Origin of the sequence: Sphingorhabdus sp. (genome assembly GCF_050921905.1) — a bacterium.
Lineage (GTDB): Bacteria > Pseudomonadota > Alphaproteobacteria > Sphingomonadales > Sphingomonadaceae > Sphingorhabdus_B.
Genome location: NZ_CP050888.1, coordinates 1,834,189 through 1,850,271, shown reverse-complemented (window position 1 = coordinate 1,850,271; position 16,083 = coordinate 1,834,189). Strand labels below are relative to the sequence as shown.

Here is a 16,083-nt window from a genome sequence, read left to right as displayed (position 1 = left end):
CGTCGGACTATTCGCCGCCTGTCTTTTCGGGCGACACTGGCCTTAGCGGCTGGCATGCCTGCCCTCGCCGCCGCCAATGCGCAGGTGTCGCCGGCAACCTCCAATGCGCAGGAGGTGCCGTTCACGGTCGCAAAGGGAAGCGCCACGTACGCCAGCAGCGGGAACAGTGGAACGGTTACCCAGACCACCCGCCGAGCAGTACTCGACTGGCCACGCATCCTTTTGCAAGCCGGCGAGACGTTAAACTTTGTCCAACCTGATAGCCAGTCGATCACGCTTAACCGAAGCAGCGGTTCCGCGGCGTTCCAAATTGATGGCACTATCAATGCGAATGGCCAGGTCTGGCTTCTCAACCCCAATGGCACGGTTATAGGCGCCACAGGCCGCGTCAATTCCGGCGGCTTCCTTGCCACCACCGCCAACATAGATGCAGACGCCTTCATGGACAGCACCGAGCGTTTTGTTTTTTCCGGCGCAACCGAAGCGGCTATCGCCAATTATGGCCAAATTAACGTGCCGTCGGGATATGCCGTGCTTGCTGGAAGAAATGTCGCAAACATAAGTCCCAGCGACATCAACGAAGCGCTCATCAGCGCCCGTTTGGGCAAGGTCGCCTTGGGTGGAGGCCGAGTCTTTACCGTTGATTTTGCCGGTAATGGCCTTTTATCGTTCCTTGTGGACGATCCGTCGGCCGCCACTGGTAATAACTTTTCAAACAGTGTCTCAAATACCGGCAAAATTGTAACCGATGGCGGCACGATTCTAATGACGGTACGCAACGCGGTCGACATTATCGGAAACGTCATCAATAACACGGGCATCGTGCAGGCGCAGACCGTCAACAACAATGGAGGTGTGATAACTCTCGACGCAGGCCCAAATGGACAAATATCCGTCGGCAGCTCGTCCGCCGGCCGCACTTCCGTCGGCGGCGTTATCGATGCTACCGGTGCTGGCGGTGGGAATGGCGGTCTTATTAGCCTTACCGCTGCCGCTATCGATATAAATGCAGCCAGTAAGCTAGATGTTAGCGGCGAAAGCGGTGGCACTATAAATTTGGTGTTACCTGTTAACGACGCTCAGTCCGGCCAAACTGTCAGAGGGCAAAAAATAAGTATAGCGTCCGGCGCACAGTTGCTTGCAAATGCCGGGACAACAGGCGCAGGAGGTAATGTAAATCTGCGGGGTGATCTCGGCAATTCGCAATCCTTAATGCAGATATCGGGTATCTTGCAGGCCGATGGCGGAACAAGTGGCGGCAACGGCGGGACAATTGATATTCAGGCTTACAAGCTCGAGCAAACAATGGCGGCATCCGCCCGCGCCAAAGCCGCCAGCGGTCTAGCTGGCAACATCAATATCGCCTCTGCATCGATCGATGTTGTCGAGAGCATCGCAACCGGAGGCTTGCTAGGCGATCCCACCTCCATGACTGCATTGTCACTCGGCGACTCTACAGTTGCGGCTGGCGTACCTCTCGGCTTCAGTTTCAACTATAATGATCAAAACTATACCAACGTCGATGTTTCATCGAACGGCTTTCTGACATTTGGTAGCCTGAATGGAGAAAGCTATTGCTGCGAAGGATTGCCGCTTGATAACGCTGGAACGCCGCGTAACTCGGTATTTGCATTGTGGACCGACATTATCGATTCAACGGATCCCTATTACAAAACCATAATCCTCCCCGACGGCAGTAAACGATTTATCCTAGGATATTATGGGATTGAAGAATTTGACAATGGTATCAATAATAACCGTAATAACAGCAATAGCTTTGAAATTGTTCTCGATGAAAATGGTAGAATTCAGCTTAACTACGGTGATCTCAAAATTTTGGATCGCGATGTAACAGCCGGTGTCACGGGGGCTGCCTTCACGCAGTCCACAACACTGTTTCAAGGCATCTCAAACGAGACTACAGGCCTACTCGACGGTTTTGCCAACAAGTCATTCGAATATAAAAATGGCGCGTTTCAGTTGCTGAACTCAAACACACAAATTCTGGCATCCCAAGTTCAATCATGGCTCAATAGCGGAGCCAATGTGACGCTACGCGCGCAAACCCAAACGTCCGGCACTGCTCGTGCGACCTCGGCGGTTGATGGAAATGTGACGATAAATGCGTTCAACAACAAAACCGCGGGTTCTGTTACAAAGTTGTCGCTAAGCGCCAGAGGCGATGTGGTGATCGCAAGCGGAGTTAATATTACGGCCCAATCGGGACTGTCCGTCGCGCTGCAATCGGACAGCAATCTTAATGGCTCTGGCATCGTCAAACTTGCCGGGACAATCGACACCGGCGCAACGGCCTTGTCTGGAAGCGCTGAATCCATCTTTATTGACGGTAATGTCAAACTGGGTGGCAATAGTGCGCTCATTTCAAATGGCTCCGTCGTCGTAACAGGCGGCATAAGCCTCGGTGCGGGCGTTACCACCCCCGCAAATCTGAGGATCAACGCTTCAGATCTGAACGCCGGATCCATCAATCTTGGCCAAACAGGACAACTTGATCTAACTCTGGCCGAGACCCTCGGGAGGGAAAGCAAAATCAATGGCGCCATAGCCGCGGCATCGCTGACCAAGTCAGGCATTGGTCAACTTGGCTTGTTTGGCGATAATGTTGGTCTGGGCGCAATCACCTTTCGGAATGGGACGTTGATGGTCGCCCCTACCGGCAACCTCGGAAACGGCCTCCTGACGCTGGGCGATAGCAACGGCAATGCTGAAACAATTTTGCGCTTGGCCGCACCACAAGACGTCGAAATCTTGCAGCCAATTTCCCTGGCTGGAAATTCTCGGATCGAAGCACTAGGCCGCCTGACGATACGTGGAGCGATCAACGGCAACCACAGCCTCACCATAACAGGTGATGGCGATATAACCCTCAACGCCGCGATCGGAGGATCATCGAGACTGGCGACATTCAAAAGCTATTCGGCCAACACTTTGACACTCGGACCCCTCGCCACAATTGCGACCGTCGGAGACATAAAGATTGCCGGTGCGCGACGGATCGTTAATTCTGCCACCGATGTTTCACCGCTAAAACCTGGAACACGCTGGTTGATCGGAAGTGGCAACACTAATCCTTTCGGCGGTAACACCCCCGATGTCATAGGTGGGTTGCTGCACGATTTCCGCGCATATGGCGTAAGTCAGGCGCAGGTGCTGGGAAGCGCCCCGCTGCCGTCGCTGTCAAGCGGCAATGGGCTCACTTATAGTCTTCAGCCTTCGCTGTCCTTATCGGTCACCGGAAGCATTACAAAAACCTATGACGGCACGACCGCAATTCCGACCGGCCCTATTGCATTCGTTGGCAATGGGCTTCTTGCCAACGATCGGTTCACGGTCAGCAACGTCAGCGGAAGCTTCGCCCGTGCAGATGCTGGAACCCATGCAATCTCATTCCCCGATCTCGTCATTACGACGACAGATAGCAGCGGTAAGCCCGTTTTCGGATACCGACTAGACGCAAGCCGGATTACCGGCAGCATCACGCCTGCAACGCTGGCGATCATCGCCGATGCGTTGAGCATCGTGTATGGCACCGCAGTCCCAGCGTTGACCTTTACCAGCCGCGGCTTTGTCGGCACTGACAGCGCCAGCTTGCTCACCGGCAATCTCAGTCGCGCGCCCGGTCTCGATGCGGGGCGTTATGCCATAAGTCTGGGCACGCTCTCAGCCGGCAGAAACTATAACATCAATTTCACCGGCGCAGATCTCGTCATCAACCAGCGGGCACTTTCTGCGGCGCTTGCGGGCAGTATCACCCGCATTTATGACGGCACCGCTTTTACCACACTGGCCGCGAACAACTACGTTCTCACCGGCTTTGCCAACGGCGAAGGTGCGAGCGTCACCCGCACGCAAGGCCTCTATGACAGCAAGGATGTCGGCACAGGCAAAACGGTCACTGTCTCACTTCAGCCAGGTGATTTAACCGCCAATGGCGCGACACGCCTGTCCAACTATGTCCTACCAACAACCGCGACCGGCAACATCGGCAGCATCACGCCTGCAACGCTGGCGATCATCGCCGATGCGTTGAGCATCGTGTATGGCACCGCAGTCCCAGCGTTGACCTTTACCAGCCGCGGCTTTGTCGGCACTGACAGCGCCAGCTTGCTCACCGGCAATCTCAGTCGCGCGCCCGGTCTCGATGCGGGGCGTTATGCCATAAGTCTGGGCACGCTCTCAGCCGGCAGAAACTATAACATCAATTTCACCGGCGCAGATCTCGTCATCAACCAGCGGGCACTTTCTGCGGCGCTTGCGGGCAGTATCACCCGCATTTATGACGGCACCGCTTTTACCACACTGGCCGCGAACAACTACGTTCTCACCGGCTTTGCCAACGGCGAAGGTGCGAGCGTCACCCGCACGCAAGGCCTCTATGACAGCAAGGATGTCGGCACAGGCAAAACGGTCACTGTCTCACTTCAGCCAGGTGATTTAACCGCCAATGGCGCGACACGCCTGTCCAACTATGTCCTACCAACAACCGCGACCGGCAACATCGGCAGCATCACGCCTGCAACGCTGGCGATCATCGCCGATGCGTTGAGCATCGTGTATGGCACCGCAGTCCCAGCGTTGACCTTTACCAGCCGCGGCTTTGTCGGCACTGACAGCGCCAGCTTGCTCACCGGCAATCTCAGTCGCGCGCCCGGTCTCGATGCGGGGCGTTATGCCATAAGTCTGGGCACGCTCTCAGCCGGCAGAAACTATAACATCAATTTCACCGGCGCAGATCTCGTCATAAACCCATCGGTCGCCTCAGTTGTAGCCTCCGTGACCAGAAACATTACCGTGCCAAAGGCGCCTGCGCCCGTTACGCCAACTGCAGCACCAACGCCAAAGGCGCCCACGCCCGTTACGCCAACTGCAGCACCAACGCCAAAGGCGCCCACGCCAGTTGCAGCACCAGCGCCGGCGCCAGCCACAGCACGGGCCGCCCCAGCTCCATCGTCGCCGCCTGCGTCAGCTCCCCCCGCCGCTTCACCTCCTGCGTCCAGTCAGCCTGCCCCTCCAACAGCAGAAGCCCCGGTCGCTATCGCCAGCGCCCCGCCCCCAGTGGCCGTCGTGGCGGTTGCAGCCCAACGGGTCGAGAGCAGCCCACCTTCCCCGGTCGCTACACAGCCAGATCCTACACCGGCCGACCCTGCGGATAAAAGCGATCCCGTCCTGCAGTTAGCGTCTGGGCCAACGGAGATAACTGCAGCCGTTTCGCAAACGAAAGGCGCCCTTCAACAGCTAAGTCCTGAAATTTTCATGACAACGCGTGTGACACCAAAACCTGCTCTTAAGAGCATAGGCACTCCGCGCTATTCGATGCTCGGACTTTCGATGTAGGGTTCGCACCCGCTGATCGAAAGGCGCAGTCCAATTCGCTCAAGCGGTTCGAAGATATGTCAATGCAAAGAATGTGAGGTTGCCATTATGATTTCGGTGGCTATCGCCAAAATCGCCTGCTTGCAGCCCCACCATTTAGGCTCCCCGGCCTTAACCCCAACTGCAAAATTAGAGCGTTTTTCGAGCCGTCTGAATCGAAAGGGGATTCCCATCGGCCGTGATTTCTGATTCAGTATCGGTGCCGGTGAAGGAGGCTGGCATGGATGGGTCAACCACTATCGATGGATTTGCGTTCGCGGCTTTTGGCGGCGGTTGATGATGGTATGAGTTGTCGCGGGGCAGCTGCCCGCTTTGGCGTTGCGCCATCGACGGCGATCCGCTGGCACGCGCAGCGGCGCGAGACCGGCAGCTTTGCACCGAGGCCTCAAGGTGGTGATATGCGTTCGCGGCGGGTTGAAGAGCGCAGTGACGATATTTTGGCTCTTTGGGCGGCACGAAAGGATATCACCCTTGAAGAGTTACGCACGGGCTTGGCCGAGATGGGCCTGACCGTCTCTGTGGCCGGGCTTCACCGCTTCTTTGTGCGCCGTGGCATGACGCGTAAAAAAAGACTGGCCATGCCATCGAGCAGGACCGGCCCGATGTCCTGAAGCAACGGCACGACTGGTTCGACGGCCAGATCGATCTGGACCCGGAGCGCCTCGTCTTCATCGACGAAACATGGACTGCGACCAACATGACCCGCAGCCATGGCCGCTGCCCCAAAGGCGAACGCCTGCGCATGGGCTTGCCGCATGGCCACCGCAAAACGACCACACTGGTGGCGGGCCTTCGCATGACCGGCATGGTCGCGCCGATGGTGCTGGATGGTCCGATCAACGGAGACTGGTTCGAAGCCTATGTCACCCAGGTGCTCGTACCGGAACTGAGGCCCGGTGACGTCGTCGTCATGGACAACCTGTCCAGCCACAAACGGGTATCAGTGCGCGAACGGATCGAGGCCGCGGGCGCAATACTAAGGTTCTTGCCGCCATACAGCCCCGACTTCAATCCAATCGAAAAGGCCTTTTCCAAACTCAAAGCAATGCTGCGAAAGGCAGAAGAACGAACCGTGAGTGGCCTTTGGACCCGGATCGGCAACCTCGTCGATATCTTCCAGCCCCACGAATGCGCCAATTACTTCAGCTCATGCGGATATGACCCAGAATGATCGACAAACGCTCTAAAGGAGGTCTGGTCGAGGTCAACGGGAATTATACCAACCTGCAATGATCATAACCCACTGGCCCATTTGCGGTGCCCGATGGTCATAATGCGCCAAGGCTGATCTATAAGCTTGTTCCAAGCCTCACAGCAGTGGTCAACGATGTTGTCGTGGGAGGTAAACACCCGGTTGGATAACCAGTTGTCGCGCATGAACTGCCAGATATTCTCGACAGGGTTGAGTTCAGGGCATTTGGCCGGGAGCGCGATGATGCTGATATTGTCAGGCACATTCAACTTGCCTGTCATATGCCAACCGGCCTGATCCATCAGCACAACAGCATGAGCGCCAGGGGCGATGGCGATCGCAATTTCTGCCAGATGGAGCGTCATGGCTTCGGTATTGCACAAGGGCAGCACCAGCCCTGCACCCTTGCCGTGCTCCGGGCAGATCGCGCCGAAGATATAGGCTGATTTCGTCCGCTGGTCTTTGGGCGCGCAAGGCCGCGTCCCGCGTCTGGCCCAGCGCCGCGTTATCTTGTTCTTCTGCCCGATCCGCGCCTCGTCCTGGAACCAGATCTCTACAGGTGTGTCTGCCGGGAGAGTTGCTTTGACCTTTGCCAACTCGGCTGCAAAGCCCCCTTTTTAGAGCGTTTTTCGAGCCGTCTGAATCGAAAGGGGATTCCCATCGGCCGTGATTTCTGATTCAGTATCGGTGCCGGTGAAGGAGGCTGGCATGGATGGGTCAACCACTATCGATGGATTTGCGTTCGCGGCTTTTGGCGGCGGTTGATGATGGTATGAGTTGTCGCGGGGCAGCTGCCCGCTTTGGCGTTGCGCCATCGACGGCGATCCGCTGGCACGCGCAGCGGCGCGAGACCGGCAGCTTTGCACCGAGGCCTCAAGGTGGTGATATGCGTTCGCGGCGGGTTGAAGAGCGCAGTGACGATATTTTGGCTCTTTGGGCGGCACGAAAGGATATCACCCTTGAAGAGTTACGCACGGGCTTGGCCGAGATGGGCCTGACCGTCTCTGTGGCCGGGCTTCACCGCTTCTTTGTGCGCCGTGGCATGACGCGTAAAAAAAGACTGGCCATGCCATCGAGCAGGACCGGCCCGATGTCCTGAAGCAACGGCACGACTGGTTCGACGGCCAGATCGATCTGGACCCGGAGCGCCTCGTCTTCATCGACGAAACATGGACTGCGACCAACATGACCCGCAGCCATGGCCGCTGCCCCAAAGGCGAACGCCTGCGCATGGGCTTGCCGCATGGCCACCGCAAAACGACCACACTGGTGGCGGGCCTTCGCATGACCGGCATGGTCGCGCCGATGGTGCTGGATGGTCCGATCAACGGAGACTGGTTCGAAGCCTATGTCACCCAGGTGCTCGTACCGGAACTGAGGCCCGGTGACGTCGTCGTCATGGACAACCTGTCCAGCCACAAACGGGTATCAGTGCGCGAACGGATCGAGGCCGCGGGCGCAATACTACGGTTCTTGCCGCCATACAGCCCCGACTTCAATCCAATCGAAAAGGCCTTTTCCAAACTCAAAGCAATGCTGCGAAAGGCAGAAGAACGAACCGTGAGTGGCCTTTGGACCCGGATCGGCAACCTCGTCGATATCTTCCAGCCCCACGAATGCGCCAATTACTTCAGCTCATGCGGATATGACCCAGAATGATCGACAAACGCTCTAAAGGCCTCCATCGCAAGCTCGTTTTGCGCGTGGTGGCGAGGCCGTGCCGTTAGTTTGACATAACCCAGTCTCTTCAGTTCACGCCCGACGGTCGTTGTATCAAGCGAGACCGCAAATTCGTCATACAGCCACCGGGTCAAATCAATCAGTCGCCAGCGAACAACGCCATGGATCGCCGGGATCGGGCCGCACTCGACCATTTCGACAAGCGCGCGGCGCTGGGCATCATTGAGCAGCGGCTGTCTTCCCGGGGCCTTGCCATCGAGCAGCCCATCGGGGCCTCGGGCGTTGAACCTCACCACCCAGTCACGCACGATCTGTAAGCCCACCCCGCCGATCCGCGCCGCCCTTGTCCGGCTGCCACCGTCGTAGATCTCGGCCAATGCCAAAAGCCGGCGGGCCTGGTTCGCACTTTTCCACTTCCGCGCCAGTCGCCTCAAGGCAGTGCCGTCAAAATCATCCCGCAAGCTAATCGCTGATCCCATGTTGTCAATGACACTGTAAAAATCCCCACTATTGGCAAAGTAAAATTCCCCACTTTTGCGTTAGCGCGTTTTCATGTTGTCTGATGCATGGCGCCTCCGTCTTTAGGTGGCCGCCCGCGCCGTTTCGGCACCTCGGGCGCAGGCGGCGATAGGTTTGCGGTGGAGCGAACATGCTCGGGCAGAAGGTCGGCGTGGCGGCGCAGGCGGTAGCTTGAGCCGTCGATCTGGATGACGATGGCGTGATGCAACAGCCGATCAAGCAGCGCTGTGGCGACAACCGGGCTACCGAAGATTTCGCCCCACTCTGCAAAGCCGCGATTGGAGGTGAGGATCATCGAGGTCTTTTCGTAACGTGCGTTGACGAGTTGGAAGAACAGATTGCCGCCGCCGGGAATGACCGGGAGGTAACCGATTTCGTCGACTATGAGCAGCGAAGGCCTGCAGTAGAACCGGATCTTTTCAGGCCCTGTCATTAATTTCGTGTGTGGGCGGGCATAATGGGTAAGAAGGAGACCTACTATGTCACGACGCAAAGAGCCTGTGATCCCGGCTGAGTTATTGGATCGTCTTTTGGCTGGCACGGATGCTGCTTCTGCATTGGATCAGGGCGGATTGCTTGATTCTTTGAAGAAGGCGTTGGCCGAACGTGCGCTGGGTGCTGAGATGGATTATCATCTGGGCAGCGACGATCAGGCAGGCAACAGCCGCAATGGCTATGGCCGCAAGACCGTGATTACCGATACCGGCAAGATCGATATCGACGTGCCGCGGGACCGTTCCGGCAGCTTCGATCCGCAGCTGATCGCCAAGTATCAGCGCCGCTTTCCCGGCTTTGACGATAAGATTATCTCAATGTATGCGCGCGGCATGAGCACGCGCGAGATCACCGGGCATCTGCGCGAGCTTTATGCCATAGACGTATCGCCTGACCTGATATCGACCGTCACCGACGCGATATTGGATGAGGTTGCCGCCTGGCAGCAGCGCCCGCTTGATCCGGCCTATCCGCTGGTGTTCTTCGACGCCATCCGTGTCAAAATCCGCGACGAAGGCATGGTCCGCAGCAAGGCGATCCACATTGCCCTTGGCGTCCGCGCTGACGGTCGCAAGGAGGTTCTGGGGCTGTGGATCGAGCAGAATGAAGGGGCCAAGTTCTGGCTTCGCGTCATGAACGAACTCAAGAACCGGGGCGTCGATGATATCATGCTGGCCGTGGTCGACGGCCTCAAAGGCTTCCCCGACGCCATCACCGCCGTGTTCCCCGAAGCTGTGGTTCAGACCTGTATCGTGCATCTGCTGCGCAACTCTATGGACTTTGTGTCCTGGAAAGACCGAAAGCCGCTGGCAACCGCACTGAAGAGCATTTACCGCGCCGTCGATGCCAAAGCCGCCGAAGAGGCACTCACCGCCTTCGAGACCAGCGAATGGGGCATGCGTTACCCCGCCATCGGCCAAAGTTGGCGGCGGGCATGGGCTGAGGTCATTCCGTTCTTCGCCTTCCCCGAGGAAGTGCGCCGGATCATCTACACCACCAATGCCATCGAAGCGCTGAACTCAAAGCTGCGGCGGGCGGTCAGAGCCAGAGGGCACTTCCCCAGCGACGAGGCTGCAACCAAACTGCTTTATCTGATCTTGAACCGATCGGAAAAAGAGTGGAAGATGCCACCACGTGAGTGGACCATGGCAAAGGCCCAGTTCGCCGTAATATTCGGCGAACGGTTCATCAAAGCCATGGCGGCATAATGTTCAACCGCCCGCCCACACACGAAATTAATGACAGGGCCTCTTTTCACGAAGCGTTCCTTCACGCTCTGCCTTGGCCAAGGCTCCCAGCAAGTCGGCCAACGCAATGAAGTAGACGCTTTTCCCGGCCTTCACTGCTTCTATACCAATAGCGGTAGCCAGATGGCTCTTGCCCGTCCCCGGCGGGCCAAGAAGATGGACGACCTCTGCGCGCCCTACAAAGGACAGATCGGCGAGCGCCAGGATCCTGGCTTTGTCGAGCGAGGGTTGGAAGCTGAAGTCGAACCCGGCAAGCGTCTTGAACGTGGTGAGCCGTCCCATCATGAGCGCGGTCTTGATCCGGCGGTTCTCGCGGAACGTCAGTTCCTCGACGAGCAACTGTTCGATCGGCTCCATCGCAGTGATTTCACCGCGATCAAGCTGTGCCGCGCACGCATCAACCACCTCAATCGCACGCGGCATCTTGAGACCAACCATGCACGTCTTTATCCGGTCAAGTAGCGGTGCAGTGCGTTCTGGAAGCAAGCTGTTCATGCCACCCCTCCCGATGCTGCAAGACGCTTGCCAACCGCGTCGTAGATATCAAGCGGCCGGCAGGTGACGCGGTCACCATAAACTATAGGTGACGTTGATTTGTCGCATGTGCGAACAGACCTTCTGTGCCCGCTCAGCACCGAGCGCTGCCGTCGCCCTTCAAGCACCGGATGGCGAGCGATTAACCGTTCTCCTTCAAAGATATGGATCTCGTCTGCCAGGCTGTGAACCTCGACCATACGTCTCTGGGTGGCATCAGGGACCGAGTAGTAATTCCCCGCAATGCTCACCATCCCATCATGGCTGATCCGCCGCTCAAGCTTCAGAACCGACCCGAACGGGATCAGCGGCAAGCTGCCCAATGTTGGACGTTCTTCAGCGAAGGCTTCGTTGACGACCCGTCCGGTCGTTGCGTGGACACGCACATTGGCGACATCACCAAGCCAGCGGGCCAGCTGCGCGTTCAGGTCGTCAATATCGCGGAATACGCTTCCCAGAAAGAAGTCCTCACGGACATAACGGAACGGTCGTTCGACCTTGCCTTTGGTCTCTGGCCGATACGGCCGACAAGCCTTGGGCAAAAAGCCATAATGGCTCGCCAGGTCGCCAAGCCCCCGATTATAAACAACGCGACCTTCCTCATCATCGCCAATGACCGCAGTCTTCATCCGGTCGTAGAGGATTTCACGCGGGACCCCGCCAATCGCTTCAAACGCTGCCCTGTGACACGCAAGGACCGTCTGCAAGGTCTGACGATAGGCAAAGCGGCCCCAGATGAACCGCGAATAGCCAAGCACCATCGAGAACAGCCACACGATCTCGACCTTGTCGGGATTGTCGCTGAAGCGTACCTGGAACTGCGCAAAATCAACCTGTGCCTGATGGCCAGGCGCCGTCTCGAAGCGTACTGCGAACCCACGCCCGCTGCCCGGTGGTCGCAGCTCTCGCACAACATCACGCACGATACTGTAGCCGCCTTTATAACCACGGTCGGTGATTTCTCGCATCAGGCGTTGTGCGGTAAGGCCGGGATAGGCCTCAAGTCGTTGCTTCAGATAATCGACATGGCCGTCGATCAAACGCTTCTTGGGCTGTCTCGGCCCGTACGTTGGAAGACCAACATCCTTTGCAAGATATTTTCGGACGGTCTTGCGGTCCATACCCAGTTGGCGGGCAATCACAGCGACTTTCAGTCCCTGACGATGCAAATCCATAATCATAAATAAATCCCCAAATGTCTTCATCGCGGCTGCACCTCCTCGATGGAGATACATGCCCGAATTTTTCCATTTTCATGCTGTCCGGGGCTCGCCCCGGACAGCATGAAACTAAAAGAAGTGGGGAATATTCAAATGTCATAACTGGGGCAGTTTACTCCGCCATCGACACCCATGTCACGTCCTCCAAATGAAGAACAACATAGAATCAGACTTTCCACCGTTTGGGAATCCCAAATCTGAGTCAGCCTCACCGCAGCTTGGTATTACCTCACCCGCTTCACCACAAAGCAAGGTTACGTCGAATAGCTAAAAATATAATTTTTTCGGTTAGTTATTGAGTTATTTGTTGCGTTTGCGCGGTTTCAGCCTGCAATGCTTTGGCAGCTTGAATTTGCGTCTCAATGCTAACTTTCCACTTCGCATTTGGTGTCGCGAGCGAAAGGGTTTTTTCCCACAAGAAGACACCACCATTTAGGTCACCGCTAATGATGCGGGCAAGGCCGGCGAAATAATATGGCGCGGGGTTATTGGGCCGGATAGCCCGCGCTTTGTCGAAGGCCAACTGCGCCGGAGGGGACATCTGACCCTCACTCGCCAGCATAAGTTGTAGCCCCAGCGCAGACCAAAGATCCGAATTTTTCGGGTCACTGCGCAGTCCTGACTGAATATATGATGCGGCTGATGCATAATCCCCTTGCTTGGCAAATGAATCAGCGGTGACGAGCCAGCGTTTTGCGCCACCGAAACTTTGGTCCATGTCAGCGCGAATATCGATAAGCTGCGTTGCACCAATCTCATTAGCCGCCAGGGACTTGGCGGGTGAAGATGGTGCTGATGGGCGCCCCTGCAGAGCGTAGCCAGTCATTCCTAATAACACGGCGGCAGCAGCAATTTGCCAAAGCCCCTTTGACGAACGCACAAACCAGGTCAGCACTAACAGGCTGAGGACCGACAAAAGGCCAAGTACAATCCAACCGTTCATGTACGCCTCCTAAACAGCCCGCGCGCCAGCCAAAACGATACAAAGAGCAAGATAAGTGGCGTAAGCCAGAGCAGCAGTCCAGCACCCTTGAAATCGGGTTCAAAGCTAACCCACTCGCCATAACGTTCGATCATCCAGACGCGGATAGCCTCGGGCTTTTGTCCGGCAAGAATTTGTTGGCGCACTTCGGCACGCATCGTTGCAGCCATAGATGCATCGCTGTCGGCGATGGACTGGCCTTGGCACTGGATACAGCGCAAACTATGCATCAGGCGCGTGGCCTCCGCCTCTTTCTCGGGATCGGGAAGCTGACGATTTGCCAAGGCAGGCGTTGGCCCGCTGCCTTGGGCAAAAGCGGGTGTCGCTAACATCAGCAAAACAGGGACGAATACTCTCATTTAGTCGCCTTCAATTTTTCGATGAGCATTGGAACATGCTCTGTGCGGATGTCTCCGATATGCTGAAATAGTATCGTGCCATCGGCGGCGATTACATAAGTTTCAGGCACCCCTGACGACCCCAGTTTAAGCTGGACCGCCATTTCGCTATCGCCTCCAATGCGGCGATACGGATTGCCAAATTCGTCCAAAAAAGCAGCGACATCTTGTGGACGATCGCGAATAGCGATCCCGTCAATTTCGACGCCCGCGGCTTTTAAGGCCTCAAGCTGAGGCGCTTCGGCCTTGCAAGGGATGCACCAGCTGGCAAAAATGTTGAGCAGCCGTGGCTTCCCATCACCCATATCTGTGTTTGATAATGGCAAAACGCCCTGTGTCGCGGGGGGTAAAGCAAATTCAGGAAGCTTTTGCCCAATCATTGCCGAACGGACTTGATCGTCTTTCGGCACGACCAGACCGTAAGCCGCCAGCCCGCCAATGCATGCCGTGACCGCAAGCGGTGTCCATAAAAGCCATGACCGTTTCATTCGGATTGCCACGCGCTTTTAGCTGGTTTCTTCGTCCGACGGAACATGCGACCCAAAAGCGCAATAGCGCCGCCGAGAGCAACCAGTAATGCGCCGAACCAAATGAACGTCACGAAGGGTTTCCACCATAAACGCACTTGCCAGCGGCCATCACCCTCTTGGTCGGGCTGGGCAATAACGGCATATAATTGGCCATTCCATCGGGTCAGCAAAGCCGCCTCGCTCGTCTGCATTGGAGGCGTAAAGAATTGCCGTGATTGCGGATGAAGCACGAATTCATTGCCATTTTTCGCAACTATCATTTCGCCTTCTACAGCAACCCAATTGTCACCGGCGACGGGGTTCACGTCGTTAAGCTTAACCTCCCAACCGGCAACCTTTGCGCTTTCACCGGGTACAAGCGCCGTGAGGGTTTCAGACGAAAAGCCTGATTCCGCCGCCATGCCAAAGACGCTGACAGCTAAACCAAAATGCGCGATGACCATGCCAAATACCGGGGCAGGCGTGCGCAGCAGCTTGCGGCCCCTAAGGGGCATCCATGCCGCTACCGCGAGGGCAATGGACAATGCGATACCCAACAGAGGGAATACCCCGATTTCTGGAGCAAATTTCCATAGAGCAAGACAACTCATCAATAGGATCGCGGCCGCACCAATGAACCAATATTTTAGACGACCCAGATCATCGCGGCGCCACCGCAACAGAGGCCCCACCAACAAAGCCAGCATCAAAAGGACGGCGATCGGAACCGTCGCCTTGTTAAAATATGGCGGACCGACGGATATCTTCTCGCCGACTGCCTCTGCCGCAAGTGGGTAGAGTGTTCCGATCAAAACAACCGCCAAAATGACACTTAGGAATATATTATTTGCGACAATCCCACCTTCACGGCTGAGCAGTTGGAAGGGCTCACCCTGCTTGACTGTCCCGATACGCAAGGCAAAAATGACAAACGCAAGGCCGGTGTAAAGAAGCATCAGCGCTAGAATGAACGATCCACGTTCCGGGTCGACGGCAAAGGCGTGAACGCTGGTTAATATGCCAGAGCGCACAAGGAACGTACCTGCCATCGACATCGCAAAGGCGACCAGAGCAAGCATGATGGTCCACGCACGTAACGCATTACGCGAGGCAAGAATACTGACCGAATGCAGCAGAGCAGTCGCCGCGAGCCAAGGCATCAGCGACGCGTTTTCAACTGGGTCCCAAAACCACCAGCCACCCCAGCCCAACTCATAATACGCCCAGTAGCTGCCTGCAGCGATACCAATAGTCAGGAAAATCCATGCGCCTAACACCCATGGCCGCATAGCGCGTGCGAAGGCTGGCCCGACCTGATTGGTTAGCAACGCGCCAACTGCGAAAGAGAATGCGATCGAAAGGCCGACATAGCCGAAATATAATGTTGGCGGGTGGAACGCGAGGCCAACGTCCTGAAGTAACGGGTTGAGGCCAGCACCCTCTATCGGCGCGGGAACAAGGCGTTCAAAGGGGTTTGAGGAAAGCAGCAAAAACGCAAAAAACCCAAGTGCAAGAAAACCTTGCACGGCCAACGTGGCGGACAGTGTCTTTGCCTCAATACGCTTTTCCAGAAATGCTATCGCAGCGCCTGACACAGACAATATGGTAACCCATAAAAGCATCGAGCCTTCATGATTACCCCAAGTGCCAGCGAGTTTGAATATCAGTGGCTTATCAATGTGACTGTTGTTTGCCACCAAAAGTACGGACAGATCAGTAACGTAAAACAGCCACATGAGAGCGAAGAACGCAAACGTACACAGCGCGCCCTGCACATAAGCGGCTGGTTTGATGATCGCCACGAACTGCCCCGCCCCAGAACGCAACAAAGTCAACCCGGCAATCAGCTGAAGAAGCGCCATTGACGCAGCAAGCCAAAGAGCCACCAATCCGGCTTCTGCAATCATGTATAA

At 56.4% G+C, this 16,083-nt stretch carries 12 protein-coding genes and 1 pseudogene; 4 read left to right on the top strand and 9 right to left on the bottom strand.

Going from position 1 to position 16,083, the window contains the following annotated elements; genetic code table 11:
• Positions 1-54 precede the first annotated feature (54 nt).
• Both HEQ18_RS09030 and HEQ18_RS09025 read left to right on the top strand, forming a co-directional pair.
• On the top strand, positions 55-5,355 hold the full coding sequence (locus HEQ18_RS09030) for a beta strand repeat-containing protein (protein ID WP_432814448.1): 5,301 nt from the start codon (positions 55-57) through the stop codon (positions 5,353-5,355).
• A gap of 263 nt (positions 5,356-5,618) precedes the next feature.
• Positions 5,619-6,565, top strand: a protein-coding gene (locus HEQ18_RS09025; RefSeq protein ID WP_432814446.1) for an IS630 family transposase whose coding sequence is annotated in 2 segments (ribosomal slippage) — positions 5,619-5,958 and positions 5,958-6,565 — 948 coding nt in all. Because the reading frame shifts where the segments join, the coding sequence is not laid out codon by codon here.
• A gap of 62 nt (positions 6,566-6,627) precedes the next feature.
• Here HEQ18_RS09025 and HEQ18_RS09020 read toward each other — a convergent pair.
• Positions 6,628-7,182: an IS630 family transposase gene (locus HEQ18_RS09020; RefSeq protein ID WP_432814447.1), complete on the bottom strand. Its 555-nt coding sequence runs from the start codon at positions 7,180-7,182 to the stop codon at positions 6,628-6,630.
• Between the two features lie 116 nt (positions 7,183-7,298).
• Here HEQ18_RS09020 and HEQ18_RS09015 point away from each other — a divergent pair.
• Positions 7,299-8,245, top strand: a protein-coding gene (locus tag HEQ18_RS09015; protein ID WP_432814446.1) for an IS630 family transposase whose coding sequence is annotated in 2 segments (ribosomal slippage) — positions 7,299-7,638 and positions 7,638-8,245 — 948 coding nt in all. Because the reading frame shifts where the segments join, the coding sequence is not laid out codon by codon here.
• Here the strand turns inward: HEQ18_RS09015 and HEQ18_RS09010 are convergent.
• Both HEQ18_RS09010 and HEQ18_RS09005 read right to left on the bottom strand, forming a co-directional pair.
• Complete coding sequence (locus tag HEQ18_RS09010) at positions 8,212-8,745, bottom strand: helix-turn-helix domain-containing protein (protein ID WP_432814445.1); 534 nt, start codon at positions 8,743-8,745, stop codon at positions 8,212-8,214. The two genes, HEQ18_RS09015 and HEQ18_RS09010, sit on opposite strands and share 34 nt — an antisense overlap.
• Positions 8,746-8,816: 71 nt before the next feature.
• Positions 8,817-9,206: pseudogene (locus HEQ18_RS09005) on the bottom strand (ATP-binding protein); the annotation flags it as partial.
• A 58-nt stretch (positions 9,207-9,264) separates the two neighbouring features.
• Here HEQ18_RS09005 and HEQ18_RS09000 point away from each other — a divergent pair.
• Complete coding sequence (locus HEQ18_RS09000; RefSeq protein ID WP_432814241.1) at positions 9,265-10,488, top strand: IS256 family transposase; 1,224 nt, start codon at positions 9,265-9,267, stop codon at positions 10,486-10,488.
• A gap of 27 nt (positions 10,489-10,515) precedes the next feature.
• Here the strand turns inward: HEQ18_RS09000 and HEQ18_RS08995 are convergent, their stop codons facing one another.
• The 6 genes from HEQ18_RS08995 to HEQ18_RS08970 form a co-directional block, all read right to left on the bottom strand.
• Positions 10,516-11,022, bottom strand: a complete 507-nt coding sequence (locus tag HEQ18_RS08995) for an ATP-binding protein (RefSeq protein ID WP_432814444.1) — start codon at positions 11,020-11,022, stop codon at positions 10,516-10,518.
• Positions 11,019-12,266, bottom strand: coding sequence for an IS21 family transposase (gene istA, locus HEQ18_RS08990; protein WP_432814443.1), 1,248 nt, complete (start codon positions 12,264-12,266; stop codon positions 11,019-11,021). The genes HEQ18_RS08995 and istA overlap by 4 nt, the downstream gene beginning before the upstream one ends.
• Before the next feature lie 307 nt (positions 12,267-12,573).
• Positions 12,574-13,224, bottom strand: a complete 651-nt coding sequence (locus tag HEQ18_RS08985) for a tetratricopeptide repeat protein (protein ID WP_432814442.1) — start codon at positions 13,222-13,224, stop codon at positions 12,574-12,576.
• Entirely contained in the window at positions 13,221-13,622 is a 402-nt protein-coding gene (locus HEQ18_RS08980) for a cytochrome c-type biogenesis protein (RefSeq protein ID WP_432814441.1), read from the bottom strand. Before HEQ18_RS08980 ends, HEQ18_RS08985 begins: the two co-directional genes overlap by 4 nt.
• The gene (locus HEQ18_RS08975) at positions 13,619-14,149 is read right to left on the bottom strand and encodes a redoxin family protein (protein ID WP_432814440.1); all 531 of its coding nucleotides are present in this window, start codon (positions 14,147-14,149) and stop codon (positions 13,619-13,621) included. The genes HEQ18_RS08980 and HEQ18_RS08975 overlap by 4 nt, the downstream gene beginning before the upstream one ends.
• A complete protein-coding gene (locus tag HEQ18_RS08970; protein WP_432814439.1) occupies positions 14,146-16,077 on the bottom strand; it encodes a heme lyase CcmF/NrfE family subunit in 1,932 nt (643 codons plus the stop codon). The genes HEQ18_RS08975 and HEQ18_RS08970 overlap by 4 nt, the downstream gene beginning before the upstream one ends.
• Positions 16,078-16,083: the final 6 nt, after the last annotated feature.

Excerpts from the sequence above, each read along its gene's own strand:
- istA (WP_432814443.1), bottom strand. The coding sequence starts at position 12,266 with ATGAAGACATTTGGGGATTTATTTATGATTATGGATTTGCATCGTCAG.
- HEQ18_RS09010 (WP_432814445.1), bottom strand. The coding sequence starts at position 8,745 with ATGGGATCAGCGATTAGCTTGCGGGATGATTTTGACGGCACTGCCTTG.
- HEQ18_RS08975 (WP_432814440.1), bottom strand. The coding sequence starts at position 14,149 with ATGAAACGGTCATGGCTTTTATGGACACCGCTTGCGGTCACGGCATGC.
- HEQ18_RS09000 (WP_432814241.1), top strand. The coding sequence starts at position 9,265 with ATGTCACGACGCAAAGAGCCTGTGATCCCGGCTGAGTTATTGGATCGT.
- HEQ18_RS08985 (WP_432814442.1), bottom strand. The coding sequence starts at position 13,224 with ATGAACGGTTGGATTGTACTTGGCCTTTTGTCGGTCCTCAGCCTGTTA.
- HEQ18_RS08995 (WP_432814444.1), bottom strand. The coding sequence starts at position 11,022 with ATGAACAGCTTGCTTCCAGAACGCACTGCACCGCTACTTGACCGGATA.
- HEQ18_RS08970 (WP_432814439.1), bottom strand. The coding sequence starts at position 16,077 with ATGATTGCAGAAGCCGGATTGGTGGCTCTTTGGCTTGCTGCGTCAATG.
- HEQ18_RS08980 (WP_432814441.1), bottom strand. The coding sequence starts at position 13,622 with ATGAGAGTATTCGTCCCTGTTTTGCTGATGTTAGCGACACCCGCTTTT.
- HEQ18_RS09030 (WP_432814448.1), top strand. The coding sequence starts at position 55 with ATGCCTGCCCTCGCCGCCGCCAATGCGCAGGTGTCGCCGGCAACCTCC.